Annotated in this window: 17 protein-coding genes and 2 pseudogenes; 9 read left to right on the top strand and 10 right to left on the bottom strand. The window is 45.1% G+C overall.

All coding sequences use genetic code 11. The features are described from left to right. Positions 1–178: 178 nt before the first annotated feature. On the bottom strand, positions 179–595 hold the full coding sequence (locus tag QUA42_RS21830) for a substrate-binding domain-containing protein (RefSeq protein ID WP_333140043.1): 417 nt from the start codon (positions 593–595) through the stop codon (positions 179–181). On the opposite strand from QUA42_RS21830, the gene QUA42_RS21835 reads away from it, so the two are divergent. The 3 genes from QUA42_RS21835 to QUA42_RS21845 all read left to right on the top strand — a co-directional run bounded on the left by QUA42_RS21835 (position 585) and on the right by QUA42_RS21845 (position 2,718). Then, positions 585–1,007 carry a hypothetical protein gene (locus QUA42_RS21835; protein WP_333140013.1) on the top strand — a complete coding sequence of 141 codons (423 nt, stop codon included), beginning with the start codon at positions 585–587 and terminating at the stop codon, positions 1,005–1,007. The genes QUA42_RS21830 and QUA42_RS21835 overlap by 11 nt on opposite strands. Positions 1,008–1,211: 204 nt before the next feature. After that, entirely contained in the window at positions 1,212–2,105 is an 894-nt protein-coding gene (locus QUA42_RS21840; RefSeq protein WP_333140014.1) for a hypothetical protein, read from the top strand. A gap of 328 nt (positions 2,106–2,433) precedes the next feature. Then, on the top strand, positions 2,434–2,718 hold the full coding sequence (locus QUA42_RS21845) for a pentapeptide repeat-containing protein (RefSeq protein WP_333140016.1): 285 nt from the start codon (positions 2,434–2,436) through the stop codon (positions 2,716–2,718). Here QUA42_RS21845 and QUA42_RS21850 read toward each other — a convergent pair. Together QUA42_RS21850 and QUA42_RS21855 are read right to left on the bottom strand one after the other, a co-directional pair. Then, entirely contained in the window at positions 2,693–3,289 is a 597-nt protein-coding gene (locus QUA42_RS21850; protein ID WP_333140018.1) for an IS630 family transposase, read from the bottom strand. The genes QUA42_RS21845 and QUA42_RS21850 overlap by 26 nt on opposite strands. After that, the gene (locus QUA42_RS21855; protein WP_333047421.1) at positions 3,286–3,639 is read right to left on the bottom strand and encodes an IS630 transposase-related protein; all 354 of its coding nucleotides are present in this window, start codon (positions 3,637–3,639) and stop codon (positions 3,286–3,288) included. Before QUA42_RS21855 ends, QUA42_RS21850 begins: the two co-directional genes overlap by 4 nt. Positions 3,640–3,694: 55 nt before the next feature. On the opposite strand from QUA42_RS21855, the gene QUA42_RS21860 reads away from it, so the two are divergent. Next, a complete protein-coding gene (locus tag QUA42_RS21860) occupies positions 3,695–4,141 on the top strand; it encodes a pentapeptide repeat-containing protein (protein ID WP_333140020.1) in 447 nt (148 codons plus the stop codon). A 111-nt stretch (positions 4,142–4,252) separates the two neighbouring features. Continuing rightward, positions 4,253–4,759, top strand: coding sequence for a hypothetical protein (locus QUA42_RS21865; protein WP_333140022.1), 507 nt, complete (start codon positions 4,253–4,255; stop codon positions 4,757–4,759). A gap of 103 nt (positions 4,760–4,862) precedes the next feature. Here QUA42_RS21865 and QUA42_RS21870 read toward each other — a convergent pair. The 7 genes and pseudogenes from QUA42_RS21870 to QUA42_RS21900 form a co-directional block, all read right to left on the bottom strand. Next, positions 4,863–5,067: pseudogene (locus QUA42_RS21870) on the bottom strand (photosystem II q(b) protein); the annotation flags it as partial. A gap of 24 nt (positions 5,068–5,091) precedes the next feature. Further along, positions 5,092–5,868, bottom strand: coding sequence for a DUF6816 family protein (locus QUA42_RS21875; RefSeq protein WP_333140023.1), 777 nt, complete (start codon positions 5,866–5,868; stop codon positions 5,092–5,094). A 244-nt stretch (positions 5,869–6,112) separates the two neighbouring features. Further along, positions 6,113–6,520: a ChuX/HutX family heme-like substrate-binding protein gene (locus QUA42_RS21880; RefSeq protein ID WP_333039443.1), complete on the bottom strand. Its 408-nt coding sequence runs from the start codon at positions 6,518–6,520 to the stop codon at positions 6,113–6,115. 178 nt (positions 6,521–6,698) lie between these two features. Beyond that, positions 6,699–7,652: a PhoH family protein gene (locus QUA42_RS21885; RefSeq protein WP_333039441.1), complete on the bottom strand. Its 954-nt coding sequence runs from the start codon at positions 7,650–7,652 to the stop codon at positions 6,699–6,701. Between the two features lie 374 nt (positions 7,653–8,026). Then, positions 8,027–8,578 carry a KH domain-containing protein gene (locus tag QUA42_RS21890; RefSeq protein ID WP_190663637.1) on the bottom strand — a complete coding sequence of 184 codons (552 nt, stop codon included), beginning with the start codon at positions 8,576–8,578 and terminating at the stop codon, positions 8,027–8,029. Further along, positions 8,517–8,801 carry a 30S ribosomal protein S16 gene (rpsP, locus tag QUA42_RS21895; RefSeq protein WP_006633724.1) on the bottom strand — a complete coding sequence of 95 codons (285 nt, stop codon included), beginning with the start codon at positions 8,799–8,801 and terminating at the stop codon, positions 8,517–8,519. The genes QUA42_RS21890 and rpsP overlap by 62 nt, the downstream gene beginning before the upstream one ends. Positions 8,802–8,882: 81 nt before the next feature. Further along, positions 8,883–10,217, bottom strand: coding sequence for a D-alanyl-D-alanine carboxypeptidase (locus QUA42_RS21900; protein WP_333140025.1), 1,335 nt, complete (start codon positions 10,215–10,217; stop codon positions 8,883–8,885). 214 nt (positions 10,218–10,431) lie between these two features. On the opposite strand from QUA42_RS21900, the gene plsX reads away from it, so the two are divergent. From plsX to QUA42_RS21920, 4 genes and pseudogenes are all read left to right on the top strand, one after another. Then, entirely contained in the window at positions 10,432–11,481 is a 1,050-nt protein-coding gene (plsX, locus tag QUA42_RS21905; protein ID WP_333140044.1) for a phosphate acyltransferase PlsX, read from the top strand. A gap of 163 nt (positions 11,482–11,644) precedes the next feature. After that, positions 11,645–12,646, top strand: coding sequence for a beta-ketoacyl-ACP synthase III (locus QUA42_RS21910; RefSeq protein ID WP_333140027.1), 1,002 nt, complete (start codon positions 11,645–11,647; stop codon positions 12,644–12,646). A 405-nt stretch (positions 12,647–13,051) separates the two neighbouring features. Beyond that, positions 13,052–13,933: an ACP S-malonyltransferase gene (gene fabD, locus QUA42_RS21915; protein ID WP_333140028.1), complete on the top strand. Its 882-nt coding sequence runs from the start codon at positions 13,052–13,054 to the stop codon at positions 13,931–13,933. Between the two features lie 349 nt (positions 13,934–14,282). Next, positions 14,283–15,779 (top strand): annotated as a pseudogene (locus tag QUA42_RS21920) (IS5 family transposase). Positions 15,780–16,458 lie beyond the last annotated feature (679 nt).

Genomic DNA, 16,458 nt, shown 5'->3' on the forward strand with positions numbered 1-16,458 from the left:
ACAAATGAATAGTATTTTGAGGTTTGTAGGGTTGCGGGCGGTTGGAAACCGCGTCTAGACAAACAAAACCCACCTACGTGGGTTAAAGAAGAAGTCCGCCTGCGCGGACGCAAGCTTGTGTAGCACCAGACTTCTGTCTGGTGGACTATTTCACTGAATGTCGGAGGTTTGCAAAGGCTCAATTTCCGGCCAGCATAGCTTTCTGTCCTTCCGAAGAAGTTGCATAGCCCAAGAAATCCTTAACTGCTTGGCTAGGAGGATTTTTGTAGGCGTAGTACAACTGCCGCTTGTAAGGATAGTTACGCGCATCCGGCGTCGCACTGTTGACTGGAACAACGCGCACCGCTTTCTGATTGACTATTTGAGCAAATGTGGCATAACCAATGCTGTTCTTGCCTAAAGCTTGCAGCAGGGGAGTTGTCGCATCTCGATCGAGCGTGGTAATATTTGACGCCCTGCCAAACTCGCCACCTCCGAGCACTTGTTCTTTAAACGTTTGGTGAGTGCCGCTAACTGCCGGTCTGTTAATTACTTTAATTTGGCCCGCCAGGCCGCCGACTTTTGACGAGTCTTGAGTATTTCCCTTGAAGATTATCTTGAACTTGAGCGGAGGAACTTATACCCTTACGGTGTCAGAAACCAATACGACAAAATCTGCGTATGGAGGTCAGTTGCGCCTCTATGACGTGCATATCGCCAAGATGTTTGAGGTGACATATTCGGACTGTCAGGAGATACCCAACGCTGGCGCTAGAACTTGGTATTACCGCGCCGGAAATGGTAAAATTGACATGGGGCAAGTCAGAATAAACTGTCAGTTGGCTAGCGATATTGCTAATACTTATGGTTTAGGAAAACCAGAGCGTAGTGCGATCGAATATTCTCAGGGCGAGGCTGGGCGGCCAATATCGAGGAGTCATTCTCTCCCAATTTTAGATATTACAGGTAATAAAGTTCCGCGCTGGATGACTTTTGTGCAGGCTTTTCAACCAATTCACCTCCTGTGATTACGGTTGGCAATGCTGATAGATTAATGAATGATTCAGAATATCGAGAACTTTGTGTTGAAGGTCTAATTGAGAGTGTGCTTAATATTAAGGGCTATATGGGGGTGAATCGGCTTTTCATCCTATGAGGGGGGAGCTAGATTGTTGAAGAAGTGCGATCGCAATTTGATTGCCACTAAATTTAGTGTTTAAAAAGTGATACCCATGTTAAAAGAATTAAAAACCATTACTCTTGCAACTCTGCTGGTATTAGGAACAGCTAAACTGGGATCTACTGCACCTCTACCAAGTCCTAATAATCAAGGGGATTATATAGGAAGAACTTATCATACTTATTGGGAAGTAGTAGACTCAGACCCAAAGGGGTTAAATTGTCGCATGAATTCTTCTTTTGAAGAATTTATGCGTGTTGACAACCGCACTCCATTTGATGTTTTTAATTGGTCTGTAGTTGGTGTTTTAAAACAGGGACAAAGTTTTGAAAGCTTTCCTGGTAATGCTGGTGTTACTTTCCGGGATACCAGGGGTTTACCTTGGCTTTTTGTAGGAAAAAGCTACGCTGCTGGTGCGGCGCAAGGTTGTTTTATTCGCGCTAATAGTCAATTTGTCAAACCAATACAGATGTCACCGACTCGCGTACAACCTCAAGCGAGTCAACCGCTCACAAGTTCCACAGCACTCCCGATGGATCTTGGTTTTGACGAAGGATTTGGATCGATTGTAGTACCAGAAAGCGATACCACAGCATCGGCGTATGGAGGACGCTTAAGGCGATATGACGTTCACATTGCCAAAATGTTTGAAGTCACCCACTTTATGTGTCAACAAGAAAATTTAACACCCGGTATTACTTGGAATTACGAGGCTGGAGGTGGCAGGATTAATATGGGAAGTTTTGTAATAACCTGCCGACTTGCTAATCAAATAGCTAGTGCCTATGGTTTAGGTAAGTCGGAACCTACGAATGTGACTTTTTCGGCTGGTGAAGTCGGTCGCCCTGCTGTCAGAAGTTTCAACATTCCCATCCTAGATATTACAGGTGATAAAGTACCACGCTGGGTGAGTTTTGTGCAGGGATTTCAGCCAGTGAGAAGGTAGGGTCATCGCATTTGTAAGATGTAGGGTGTGTCATAAGTAAAATTATTCTTTCATCTAAAATTACTCTCAATTTGATGCACCCTACATCTAAGCTTGTGATTAAACTGGTTAAAATGGCTAATTTTGCTATTGAAGCTCGGTCTCGTTAGCTAAAGGTTCGATAACACTGCCTCCTCGCAAGTCCTATTCTCAAATTGGAGATTTATTTTCCCTGACGCATCGTACAAGTGCTAAACTGTAAGAACTTAGTGCGATCGGTGCTGGAAGTCTGCCGACGTTAAGTTAATATTGATAATTTTTGATTTGGTTGTAGAGGCTCACTCACGATATGTATACTCAGGAACTTTTAAATCATTACCAAACAGGCAAAAGGGATTTCTCAGGTATTTACTTAAGCGATACCGATTTGAGTGGTGCTAATTTTACTTGTGCTAATTTAAGCGGTGCTAATTTAAGCAATACCGATTTGAGTGGTGCTAATTTTACTTGTGCTAATTTTACTTGTGCTAATTTGTGGAAGACTGATTTGAGTGGTGCTAATTTAAGCGGTGCTGATTTGTGCGACACTGATACAGCACTTCCGGATGTTATGAGGTACAGTAGCAGCAATTAGTAAACCAGTTTTTAAGATGTTTCGGATTAATTAAGTCAAGAGCCACAGCAATTATGGTGTCAACCTTTTTAGTGGTGGTTGGTGAAAACTGGATCAATAAAGATTTGAGTTGCGACCACCATAATTCAATTGGATTAAAATCAGGAGAGTATGGGGACAAACACAAGATAGAAGCACCTACCTCTTCAATCATGGGCTTAATTGAATCTACTTTATGCGCTGGTAAGTTATCCATCACTACTACTGCTCCCGACCACAATTGTGGCACTAAGCATTTCTCGATAAACACCTCAAATGCTTGGCTATCCATCGAGTTGTCTATGGTCATTAATGCCACTACTCGCTGGAAACTAATTGCACCAATTACTGTGACTTTCTTTCCTCGATAAAAAGGTTTGACTGCATAGGCTCTCGTTCCTCGTTGGGAACGTGCATGAGTTCTGGTTAAACCTAGCAATACTCCAGTCTCATCTAAAAATACTAGATTTTTGGGGTCGATATGCTTGACTTTTTCCCAATACTCTAACCTTAATTTCATGACTCTTTCAGTGCCGCCTTGGCTACTTCTCACTGTTTTTTTTTACGATTTAATCCCAACTTTTGTAAGGCGTTACACATAGCTGTTCTACCCACCCAATTTCCCGTCTTCTGGGCAAATAACTCACACAATTCTAGTAAGGTTGCATCGGGATGTGCTGCCACTATTTCTCTCAAAGAAGCTGTGGAATTATTCAAATGACTGTATCTCGGTTTCCCCCTGGGTTTCGGCTGTAAATTTCCCTCTATTTTTTGTTGCTTGACCAGTTTCTGAACTAAGCTTTTACTGACGGAAAATATCGCTGCTGTTTTTCTGATCGACAGCTTCTGATCTTGATGGGCTGCTACTATTTTTGTCCGCAAATCTACTGAATATGCTTTCATTGGTGTATTTTTTTAATCTATTCTTATTGTACCTCATAACACCCGGAAGTGCTGTATGTCTGGTGCTTACTTGAGAGGTGCTAATTTATGTGATGCTAATTTGTCGAATACTGATTTGTCGGGCGCTGATTTGTCTCTCACTTATTTGAGTGGTGCTAGCTTGTGTGGCGCTAATTTAAGCGGTGCTAACTTATGTCGTGCTGATTTCTCGGACACTGATTTATCTGGCGCTGATTTGAGTAGTGCTGATTTGAGTAGTGCTAGGTTATGTGGTGCTGATTTAAGCGGTGCTGATTTAACAGAAGCCAATCTTCAATCCGCGAATCTCCAAAGGGCACACCTCATAGCAGCGGATCTCACAGATGCAAATCTTGAAAGAGCATATATAAACCAGGCGAATTTTACAGAAGCTTACCTCACCAATGTAAATCTAGAATTAACCATCTCTGAACCGAGAGCAACAAACACCAGTGGGACTCAGCTAAAGTTAAATTTTACATAGGGAGAGACTTCTGACGCTAATATTTCTAAGCACACAAATGAAGAGACTTCTGACGCTAATATTTCTAAGCACACAAAAATACAGGGCATATTAGCTGAGCTGGGAAAAAGTTTGGGTTTTACAGTATGGATTGCTAGAAATGACCATCTAAACAAATATAAAAATCAACAACTAGGAAAACTTAGCTCAAAGAACTTTCCTTTAATAGTGCCTCAATATTTTCCTCGAAAAACTGAGAAAAATATTCAGCTCATAGATGTTATTTTGTTCCGAAAAGAATTTCAGCAAATTGAAGCAGCTTTTGAGGTGGAATGCACTACGAGGATTTACTCAGGTTTGCTGCGAATGGCAGACCTTTCACTTTGTTTAAAACGTGTGCTGTTGGCATATAATGCTCCTGATTGTCCTTGCTATATAGTTCTTCCTAAAGCAAAGAAAAAGCTTTTTGAAAAACAGTTAGGCAGACCCATATTTCAAGAGCTTCAAATCTTTCAGCTTTGCAAAGCAATTAATATTGAAGATATAGAATCCAAATGGAAAGAATCCAAGTGGAAGAGTGACCCAAATATTATTCAGAAGATATCTTATGGTTTGGGTCAAGATGCACCCATCAATTGATCGATTGGTAGCTACTTACCTCTTGACCTCATAATGGAGCGATACTTTAAACAAAAAGCGCTTATATTACTACGAGCGCTCTTTGTCAATCAAAAGCTAAAACTTAGCCATTGATAGAAGGAGCAACCATTGCTACTGGGGTGGTTTCACAAGCAGCCAAATCAAGCGGGAAGTTGTGAGCATTGCGCTCGTACATCACTTCACTACATCACTTCCATACCCCAGTTAGCGCGGTTAATCACATCAGCCCAAGTATTGATGACACGACCTTGCGAGTCGATAATCGATTGGTTGAAGTTGAAGTTGCTAGGTCGATCGAGATGACAGCTTAATTATGCCCGCACCAACTCCAACCGATATCGATACAGAGCCACAGGATGCCCCCCAGCAGCAAAATAATCCGGGTCTTGCGGCGACAAATAAATCGCTGTCATCTGATCGGCTTCAATTCTTTTACTCGCAGAATCGCCATTTTCTCCGCCTCCAACCACTCGATAAGCCGTTGTAGTTTCCACCTCGTTTAAATAAATATCAGACTCTCCCCGAAAAATCTGCTGAGAAATCTCTGTAGACACAAATTCGGGAGGATTCGGCGTTTCAGTGCCGCGACTGGTAACAATCGATATTAATTGGCGTTCCCCTTTCAACACAGTAATTTGGCGGTTGGGATTGGTCGGATCGACTTTCACCGAAACTACGCCACGATCGCCTAAATAAGCCTTGGCAATATTCAAACCGTTAAAAGTGCGATCGGCTACAATCTTTTGAGCCTTTTTAAAGGAATAATTAGAAATCAAGCCAATATTTTTTTCCTGTTGAAATCGCACTTTAAATAATACCGGGTGCTGCAAATACTGGCGGTTGCTTTCAAACCCTGGCGTGACAATATTTGGCGCTAAAGGAGCGGCTAAGTCTACCAAAGTGCTAGCAACATTCCAATTCCCCGCCATCCAGTCGGGATATACCAAATCTCCCTTAGCTACAGCGATAGGAGGCTTGCTTTCCCAATTGGGAAAACTTGATATGCGATCGCCCAAAACCCCCGCCCTCGCACCGCCACCCCACAGCAACACCAGAAAAACCAAACAAAAACCCCAAATTACCTTCATACCCAATTACATTCAAACAACTCACCTTAGATTTCTCTTTCTCTTTTCTCTGCGAGTTCTGCCCCCTCTGCGGTTCATCAATTCAAAAATTAGACAACAAATCCGTTAAACATCATATTTTATACCATTTTCATAAACAGGCAATATGCCTGTTTATGAAAATAAATATTCTGCTTGTGGGGAGTAGGGGTTGGGCATCCTACCCGCCCCCAATATGCAATTCAAAGGTGGAAAAGCCTATGTTTTAAAGCGCCTCAACAGGTGCGGGTTCCCAAACTTCCCCGTATTTTTCCTTCAATTCGTGCCAATTTTCCACCTGTCCTGGTTCGTATTCCCCCGGCTTTCCCCACTGCAAAAACGCGCTCAAAGCAGCCTCATTCTGTTCGTCCAGAAAACGGATTGCATAAGTAGTGAAATTGCCTCTTTTCGCCTCACCAGTTTCAAACTTCACCTGTTTTATTTTGTCCATATTTAGGTGAAACTCAAATATTTCGGCGTGCATATTGGCATACTTTCCCTTCGGCAACTCCGCATAAAACAGCTTGTGAATTGAACCGCGCACTTCCAGCACAGCCGCGCTGCTAGTCACGATTAAACGCAACGTTCCCAATTGTTCGCAAGCTTCCAAGAATTCTTTCAGAGTCGCAGTCATATCAATTTTGGATTGTGGATTGTGGATTAAATCGATAAGAATCAAATGGGAGTTAGGAATTAGGAAAAGGAATTATAGAAAAAAGGATAAATTTTCCTTCTCCCTTCTATCCCAGATAACTAAAGCCTTCCTTCTTCCTTATTTTTACCCGATCGCGAAGTCGAAGGGCCTTATTCCTTCATGTTTCGTGCAGTTCGTAAGCAGCGACGATCCGCTGCACTAGAGGATGTCGCACCACATCCGCCTGAGAAAATTCGCAGAAAGCAATGCCCTCAACGTTGCGTAGAATGTTTTGGGCGACTGACAACCCCGACTGTTGGTTTGGCGGCAAATCTGTTTGAGTGATATCGCCCGTTACTACCATTCTCGATCGAAAGCCCAGACGAGTCAACACCATTTTCATCTGAGCTGGGGTCGTATTTTGAGCTTCGTCCAAAATTACGAAAGCATTGCTGAGAGTGCGCCCCCGCATATAAGCTAAAGGAGCTACTTCGATCAAGCCTCTTTCCATTAAATCGGCCATTTTTTCAGGGTCGATCATTTCTTGCAGGGCGTCGTAAAGCGGGCGCAAATATGGATCGACTTTTTGCTGCAAATCTCCCGGCAAAAACCCTAATTTTTCGCCAGCTTCCACGGCTGGCCTGGTTAAAATTAGCCGTTCGTACTGCTTGCTTAACAGCGCTTGCACGGCGAAAATAGCAGCTAGAAATGTTTTGCCAGTACCAGCGGGGCCAATGCAAAATGTCAGGTCATGCGTGCGTACTGCTTGGACGTATTGCCGCTGCTTGAAGGTTTTGGCTCTAATTTCTTCGCCACGGCGGGTTCTGGCGAGAACGTCTCGCTGCAAGTCTTGTAAATCGCCTTGGCGGTTGGTATCCAAAGCTTGGCGCGCCGTCTGGATTTCAACTCCGGTAATATTTTTGCCTGATTTCCAATAGTCGGAGAGCGATCGCACTAATTTATGACACAATTCTACTTGACTTTTGGTGCCGGAAATCAGCAGTTCTTGCCCTCGCATTACCAGGGTAGCACCGGTTTGCTTAGAGATCATTTTCAGGTTTTCTTCTTGATTACCCGCCAGCGACATTGCGCTTTGAATGCTCGGTAACTCTATTGTTAGTTTTTCATTCATGCCAACATAAGCTCCTCCAAATAAGCAATTAAAAGTTAACAACTAAACGTTCAACCAGTCACTATTTGGGAACAAAAAAACGCCCGTTACTAGGTTTTACCTAGTATCTAAGGCGTCTTTTAGATTTAGCTCCCAAATGAGTTTGGTGCTTGAGGCACAAATCAAATCTCCCTTCTATTAAGTCAGGCAATTTTAGATTTTAGATTGGAAATTTTAGATTTTAGATTAACCTGATGCCGCTGACATTTGAAATTTTAAATTTCACATTTGTTTCAGATCGCAAAACCGGCAATTTCAAACCAAACGGGGCTTGTAATACAAAGTCTACAACAGGAAATCTAAAATCTAAAATTCTTTCTGGGCTCTGCAGTTAGTTAATAACCGGGAGTATTTCGGCTCGTTCTAAACGTAGGTGTGTTAGTACGGCGAGGTTGTTCTCTCGGAGTTCTGCTAGCTAAGGGACTCGGCGACGGAGGTGGCGTCCGGGGTCGGAAGTCGCCTCGCGGCTCCCGCGAGCCACGATCTGGGCGGTCGCGATCTGGGCGGTCGCGATCCGGGCGGTCGCGATCCGGGCGATCGCGATCGCCCCTAGGCGGGCCAGATCCACGATCGCCCGCTTCACCATCGTATATATCTAAGTAGAGGGACTGACCCGCCGTCTGCGCCACTGCTTCGAGCGTAGTTCTAATTGCCTGAATATTGCGTCCGCCCCTACCGTAAACCCGGCCTTTGTCGGGATCTTCAAAAGCAAGCCTAACCCAGACCCGCGATTGGCGCGGGTGCAGTTCGCAATCAACCCGCAAAGAGCCTGGGGTCTCTAAAAAAGGCCCAATTAAAAACTTAACCAGTCCAGCATAGTTGGGACTAGCTGACTGTTGCTGTGCTGGATTCAACGTTGGCTCCGGCTCCGACTTGTTCAAATACATGGGCTTTTCTCAGGATGTCACGCACGGTGTCAGTTGGCTGAGCGCCTTCTTGCAGGCGCTTGACAATCGCTGGAACATCCAGCCTGGTTTCGTTATTTCTGGGGTTGTAATAGCCGAGCTCTTCTAGGGGACGGCCGTCGCGGCGAGTAGAACTGTTCATCGCTACAATCCGGTAGCTTGTCTCGCGTTTTTTCCCGTATCTCTTCAATCGCAGTTTGATCATCTTCTTGCACAATAGTCTTGTTCCAATTCTAAGCTATTTTGTCAGCGCTCCTTCCCCGAACTCCAACTCAACCCCTATTTCTTAACCTCCCACCAAAATATCGCTACGATTTGCTGCCCCCAAGGCAGGTCTAGCGCCGTCAATGTGCGGTGTAATTGCTAGTGGCAAAATCGATGCACTTCCCCACTGCTGCACCAATTTTTGCAAAAATATATCCTGCTGCGCTCTCAAAGAGTCCCAATCGGTGCCGCGATTAATAATTGCAAACCAAACTAAACCCCGATCTCGCGTGGGTATGGCTCCAGCCAAAGCAATCACCGTGTCCAAAGTACCAGTTTTCACCACAGCAGATCGCGGAATGTGTCGGTTTTCCAAAGTTCCTCGATCGCGCCCGGACACCGGAAACAAGTCAGCAATCGTCAGCCCTGTAGTCTGAAGGTTGCGGGCAATCGCCTGCATCATCCCACAAGCCGCCCTCGGAGACATCTGATTTTCCACTCCCAATCCCGAACCATTAACTAATTGAAGTTCCTCCTCCGGCACCCCCGCAGCCCAAGTCGCTTGCTGCTGCACTATCTTGGCCCCGCCCAAATCGTCTGCCAGCATCTGAGCCATTTCATTATCGCTGTGGACGTTCATCTGCTTGAGAATTTCGGCTAAAGGGAGCGATCGGCGTTTCAGCAACAAATGCCCCGAACTCACAAATTTCTCAGCAATGACGCTGCCGGCAACCGTTACTTGCGGCTTTCTAGTTCCCGGAGCCATCTTAGAATACATGGCCACCACTTCCGCAGGCCAATTGCTACCCTCAAGAGCTTGCCGCAGTATCTCCCCGGCCGCCAAAGGATCGGACTCGTAATTCATGCGGAAATTGCCTGTCACCACCAAATTTCCCGCCACGCGCTCGATACCCATTTGATTGAGAGCATTGCCAACGGCGATCGCCTCCTCCCACACAAACAGCGGATCGCCCCCGCCGCTGACCACCAAATCTCCCTGCAACACCCCATTCCTAATCGGCCCGGTTCCCCGGAACCGTGTTTCAAACTGATAATCCGCGCCCCAAGTTTCCAGCGACGCCAGAGAAGTAGCAATCTTAGTCAACGAAGCCCCAGGCATCAGCGTCTTGCCCTGCTGACTTACCAGCGGCACCATTCCCGCTTGCACCCAAATTCCCTGATTCCCATCAATCAGGTTCTTGTCTTTCAAATCTTTTAAATATTCCCGCACCGTCGCTTCTGCTGGCAAGTCTGGATGTGCCGCATTAATTCCCCCAAAAGCCAAATCTTCAGCCACCACTAACCCAGGTATCCCTCCCCGCCAAGCCAGCACTGACGCAGCATTAGGCGCGGCACTGCCTACCCCAGCCATGTCCAGCCACAGAGATATGATTCCTGAGCTAAATAAATCCAGCATTTTTTACTCCTAAAGTCATGTAAACTATTGCATTGATTTTTTCAATTTGCAGTCAAAAATAGTAAAGTAGTGACAAAACAAGTTCTATCAGAGTAGTCGGAAATGAGAATTGTCCGATCGCCCTAGCGAGCGGATTTTAGTTCTTTATTCAGACTTCTGGATTCACGCTCCTGACTTCCTGGTAGAATTTTTAGTGTTTCTCAAACATTGGTCAATGGGATCGACACGCGCAAGAATTGCAATAGACGCTATGGGTGGGGATCATGCCCCCGCCGAAGTTGTAGCTGGAGCGCTTAAGGCACAAGAAGAATTAGGCGTAGAGATTTTGCTCGTGGGCGACCCGCAGCAAATAGAAGACTCGCTCCGGCAACAAGACGCGATCGGCCGCGTCTCTACAGGTCAGCTAGAAATCGTTCCTTCTGAAGGAGCGGTGGAAATGCACGAAGAACCTTTGAGTGCCCTCAAACGCAAGCCCAACGCTTCGATTAACGTAGCGATGAACTTGGTAAAGCAGCAGCAAGCTGATGCTGTGGTGTCCGCAGGTCACTCGGGCGCGGCAATGGCTGCTGCCCTGCTCAGGTTGGGCCGGCTCCCCGGAATCGATCGCCCTGCGATCGGTGCGGTTTTACCGACAATGGTACCGGGCAGCTCTGTACTCATTCTCGATGTCGGCGCTAATGTGGACTGCCGCCCCAAATTTTTGGAGCAGTTCGCTCTTATGGGAACTATTTACAGCCAGTGCGTGCTGGGCGTCGCCGAACCTAAAATCGGCCTGCTCAACATTGGCGAAGAACCTTCTAAAGGCAACGACGCGGCAGTGCGGACTCACCAGTTATTGGTGGACAACCCGAACATTCCTTTTGTGGGCAATGCCGAAGGCCGCGACGTGCTGTCGGGGAAATTCGACGTGATCGTCTGCGACGGATTTGTCGGCAACGTGTTGTTGAAGTTTGCCGAAGCGGTGGGCGAAGTTGTGGTGCAAGTTCTTAAGGAAGAATTAGTCAAAGGACTCCAACATCAAATTAACGATCCTCTGCTGCAAAAAAGCTTGCAAGGATTTAAGCAGCGGGTAGACCACGTTGAACACGGCGGCGGTTTACTATTGGGCGTTGCTGGAGTTTGCATTATCAGCCACGGTTCGTCTCAAGCTGGCTCGATTTTTAATGCCATTCGTTTGGCGAAGGAGGCTATTGACAACCAAGTGCTGGAGCGAATTCGATCGTCCAATCACCAAAGCGCTCTGGAACAAGAAGCTGTGAATTAGAGGCAGTAAGTAGGAATTAAAAATTAAAAATGTAAAATTAAAAATGTCAGCTTAAACCCACTGTTTTGCTTTAAAAAAAGTAAATTCAGCAGTTTAAAAAATAATTTTAATTGGTAGTTTTTAATTTTTAATTTCTCGATCGATCGCTCATAAATGGAGAGGAATGTTGCAGCAATCAGGGTTCGGCATTGCCGTCACAGGTAGCGGTTCTTGTACACCGCAGGTTTCGCTGGATAATAACGGTTTGAGTCAGATAGTAGAAACTTCTGACGAGTGGATTGGGGCGCGGACGGGCATTCGCTCCCGTAGGCTGGCGGACGCTCGTACTTCTTTGTGCGATTTAGCCTCGGAGGCATCGCTTCAGGCGATCGCAATGGCAGAAATTTCGCCGACAGATATTGATTTGATTATTTTGGCGACTTCGAGTCCTGACGATTTGTTTGGCACTGCCAGTAAAATTCAATATCAGTTGGGCGCCACAAAAGCTGTGGCTTTTGATTTAACAGCAGCTTGTTCGGGCTTTGTTTTTGGTTTAGTTACAGCCTCGCAGTTCATTCGGACAGGGGTTTATCAAAATGTTTTGCTGATCGGAGCAGATATTTTATCTCGGTGGGTGAATTGGTCGGATCGGGGTACTTGTATTCTCTTTGGAGACGGTGCAGGTGCGGTGGTATTACAAGCTTCAGAAGTCGATCGCTTTTTGGGATTTGAACTTCGCAGCGACGGCACACAAAATTCGTCTCTAAATTTGGCTTACAAAGCCGAGTCAAAAGAATTAATTGAGGGCGTCAGCGTCGGAGTTGGCGGCTTTAATCCCATCACAATGAATGGTCAAGAAATTTATCGCTTTGCCGTAAAAAAAGTGCCGGAAGTCATAGAAAAAGCTATGTTTCGGGCTAATATTAACGCTGCAGAAATTGACTGGCTGCTGTTGCACCAAGCCAATCAGCGGATTCTCGATGCAGTTGCCCAAAGGCTAAAGATTCCCCCCGAAAAAGTAATCAGCAATTTGGCGAATTACGGCAATACCTCAGCGGCTTCAATTCCCCTTGCCTTAGACGAAGCCGTGCGTCTGGGTAAAGTTAAACCGGGCGATACTATTGCTGCGGCTGGTTTCGGTGCAGGTTTGACTTGGGGGGCGGCGATTTTTCAATGGGGAAGGTAATATTTGGCGGCCGGCTGTAAACTTGCCGTGCTTATTGTCGGGGCTGTGACACTTGCAAAATACAAATCCTTGAACACGCCATACATAGGGCAAGGTGCACAGCCGCACACCCCCGGGGCAGGTGTTATTGACAAGCACGCCCAGAAATAGAAAATCCTCTATTCTTCGATAAACTTTCCCCGGCTAGAAGGTGGAAAATTTTGTTACTGCTATTAATTTAATTAAAGTAGCAAAAAAAATAGAAACTTCGTAAAAACTGCAATTATTATGTTATAATTGTGAGTCGCGAGTAGATAGTTCGTTAACCGAAAGATAGCGGATACCAGCGAGCGAACTTAGAAGCGGGAAAGAAAGAATTTTTGCAATCACCAATTAGCAACCACCAATTAGCAGATTACCGGAAAAATGACTAAAACAGCATGGGTATTTCCCGGACAAGGTTCCCAGGCGATCGGGATGGGTGCAGACTTATTAAACTTGCCAACAGCAAAAGCCAAATTTGAGCTCGCTAAAGAAATTTTAGGTTGGTCTGTCTCGGAAGTTTGCCAAAAAGAAGAAGCAAAACTATCTCGGACTCTCTACACTCAGCCTTGCTTGTTCGTAGTAGAAAGTATTTTGACCGACTTAATGCGAGAAAAAAGCGATCGACCAGCAGTGGTTGCCGGTCACAGTTTAGGAGAATATGTTGCCCTCTACGCAGCAGGCGTCTTTGACTTTGAAACCGGATTGCGCTTAGTCAAACGCCGCGCCGAACTCATGGACACTGCCTCCGGCGGGCAAATGGTGGCTTTGATCGGGTTCGACAGGCAGGAACTAGAATTGCAAATTCAATACAGCCGAGACGTAGTGCTGGCAAACGACAACAGCGAAGCACAAGTCGTGATTTCTGGAACGCCCGCAGCAGTAGAAGATTTGCTTGCCAAAATCAAAGTCAAACGCGCCGTTAAATTGAATGTTTCCGGTGCGTTTCACTCTCCCCTGATGGCATCAGTGGCGGCAGAGTTTCAACTAGCCTTAAAGTCTGCCAGGTTTTCCGATGCTAAAATGCTGGTACTCTCGAACGCAGAACCGTCAGCCACTACCAGCGCAGCCACTTTAAAGCAGCGGTTGACTCAGCAGATGACCAAAGGCGTGCGCTGGCGAGAAATTTCCCTGCAATTGCCACAACAAGGAATCGATCGCGTAGTGGAAATTGGCCCCGGCAAAGTTCTCACAGGTTTGATCAAACGGACTTGTCCTGATTTAGCGCTGGTAAATGTTAGCAGTTTTGCAGATTTGCCCGCTTAATCTATGTTTAACCTGTTATTAAACGGCAGGTTATAAAATTGAGAGTTAACAGGCATGAAGATTGCCGAAAAATGAATCGCACAACAGGCAAATCCGAATATTGCCTGTTGTGTAAATTGGGGATAGACGATCCAGACACTTAGAAAATATGTTGCTTAATCCGGGTATTAAAAAAATCAGTTGAAGATCCAGAAGCTTTGTGGATACTGGTTTCTATGACTTGCTATTTAGGGCTTGCTGAATAATCGATCACATATTGGGTGGTCTGGGTTTCGATAGCGCGAGCGAGAAAAAAGTGCAAGATCAACAGGTAAAATAGGTCAAAACCCGTGCATCACCACCTGCGAACGTGTACAGAAAAGCTGAACTTGCTACCCACTCACCTTCTGACTTTGAACTCCCCTCCTGTGGAAAATTGTCACTCCTTAACCGTTGGGTAAAAATGGCCGAACTTATCCCGTGGTCAGAATTTGAAGCAGAATATGCTAAAAACTTCCCCGATCGAAATGGGGGTACCGGCCAAATCCTTTCGGAGGGCGTTGGGGGCATTAATCATCAAAGAAAAACTCGGAATTAGCGATCGGGAGACCGTCGAACAAATCCGGGAAAACCCATATCTGCAATACTTTATCGGTCAATCAAGTTACATTAACGATCTGCCATTTAACCCATCACTATTAGTTCACTTTCGACGGGCGTATTAGTCCCAACCTAATTAATCAAGTGAACGAGCGAATGGTCGAAAAAATACGCTCCCTCACCCCAGTTAAAACGGAAAAAAAAAGGATTCGGACGCCAAAAATAAGTCAGTCAATAGCGGAAAATTCATCATATATCCTCCCTCTGCCCCAGCCGACATTAGTTACCCGACCGACTTAGGACTATTAAGCGGAGCCAGAGTTCATACCGAAAAAATTATAGACATCCTGTATAAACAGATCAAATATCAAACCAATAAAAAACCAAGAACCTACCGTAATCTCGCTCGAAAATATTACTTATTAATAGCCAAACAAAGAAGACCATCCAGAAATAAAAAAAGACAAGCCATTAAAAAACAACTCCAATATATTAAAAGAAACTTGGCTCATATTGAACAGCTAATTGATTCAGGTTCTCCCTGAGAAGGTTTGAATAAAAAGCAATATAAAACTTTGCTAGTCCTCACAGAAGTTTATCGCCAACAGCAATGGTTATTTGACAATAATAAACAGAGCATTGAGGATAGAATAGTAAGTTTAAGCCAACCCCATATCTGTCCCCTAGTCAGAGGAAAAGCCGGAAAAAGCGTAGAATTTGGAGCTAAACAAGAGCGCAAGCTGTTTTGAAGGATATGTATTTTTAGACCGGATGAGCTGGAATAATTTCAACGAATCAGGAGACCTAAAAGCACAAGTAGAAGCATATCATAGCTTCACAGGATATTATCCAGATTCCGTTCATGCAGATCGAATTTATCGAAGCGCTAGAAAACCGAGCTTGGTGTCATGAAAAAGGCATTAGAATCAGTGGACCGCCTTTAGGAAAGCCTCCAGTAAATGTTAGTAAAGAAAAAAAGAAGCAAGCATTGGAAGATGACAGAATTAGGAATGCGATTGAGGGTAAATTCGGGGAAGGTAAAGGAAGATTTGGTCTCAATCGGATCATGGCAAAACTTGATAATACTTCACAAACAACTATTGCTATCACTTTTTTAGTCATGAACCTTTCTACCTGGTGGCGCCGGGTTTTTTATGTATTTTTATGTCGAGCTGATCAAACAATGCCTGTTTTTGGACTTAACATAATTTGCACTTATATTTTTTTCGAACTCAGGCAGGAAAAACTCATCTTTAACTCGGCTTGAATATATTGCTCACTCCTGCTAGTGGTCTGCGAGCAATTATTCAGCAAACCCTAGCTAAGGGTGGGTAGTACTACTCTTAGCTTCTGTCAAAGGGAGTTCTGACGCAAGTCAGACTCCCTCTTTTTTATCCCATCAGCGCTTGCTTAGTCTAAACTCCAGTATTATAGAAAAACCTATCTGAAAATAAAAACAAAAAATCTGAAGCTGGAAAATGCCAACTTCAGATTTTTACTAACTCCCCGGGTAGGATTTGAACCTACGACCAATCGGTTACACTTATCCCAACGTTTCCGAAGGGGGCGGACTATTTCATCATCCCTACAAATCATGTTTGTGATCTGTCGTCGGATGTCGGGCGCTATGAGATTTATTGGTTAGGCTCCTCATCTCTAGTCTCTGCACCTTTCCGGCTACTTGCGATCGTAACCGCTGCCTTTCGCCAGACTTGGCTCAAGATTGCCGCCACCCGAAGTGCTGCGGTTTCCTTGAATTCACCCGATTTTTCAGTATCCGTTACCGGATAGAGCTGCTATGTCACTAGGGCTTTTGGTTGATGCCAAAGGCTTGCATTCATTACAGCCGACCGCTCTGCCACTGAGCTACCGAGGATTGGGGGTTTTTGTTACCCACAATTACTAACAATAGCTGAACTTACTCGATTTGGCAAGGCCTTTGACAA

The sequence above is a fragment of the Microcoleus sp. Pol11C2 genome, assembly GCF_036701505.1.
In the GTDB taxonomy this organism is placed as follows: Bacteria; Cyanobacteriota; Cyanobacteriia; order Cyanobacteriales; family Microcoleaceae; genus Microcoleus.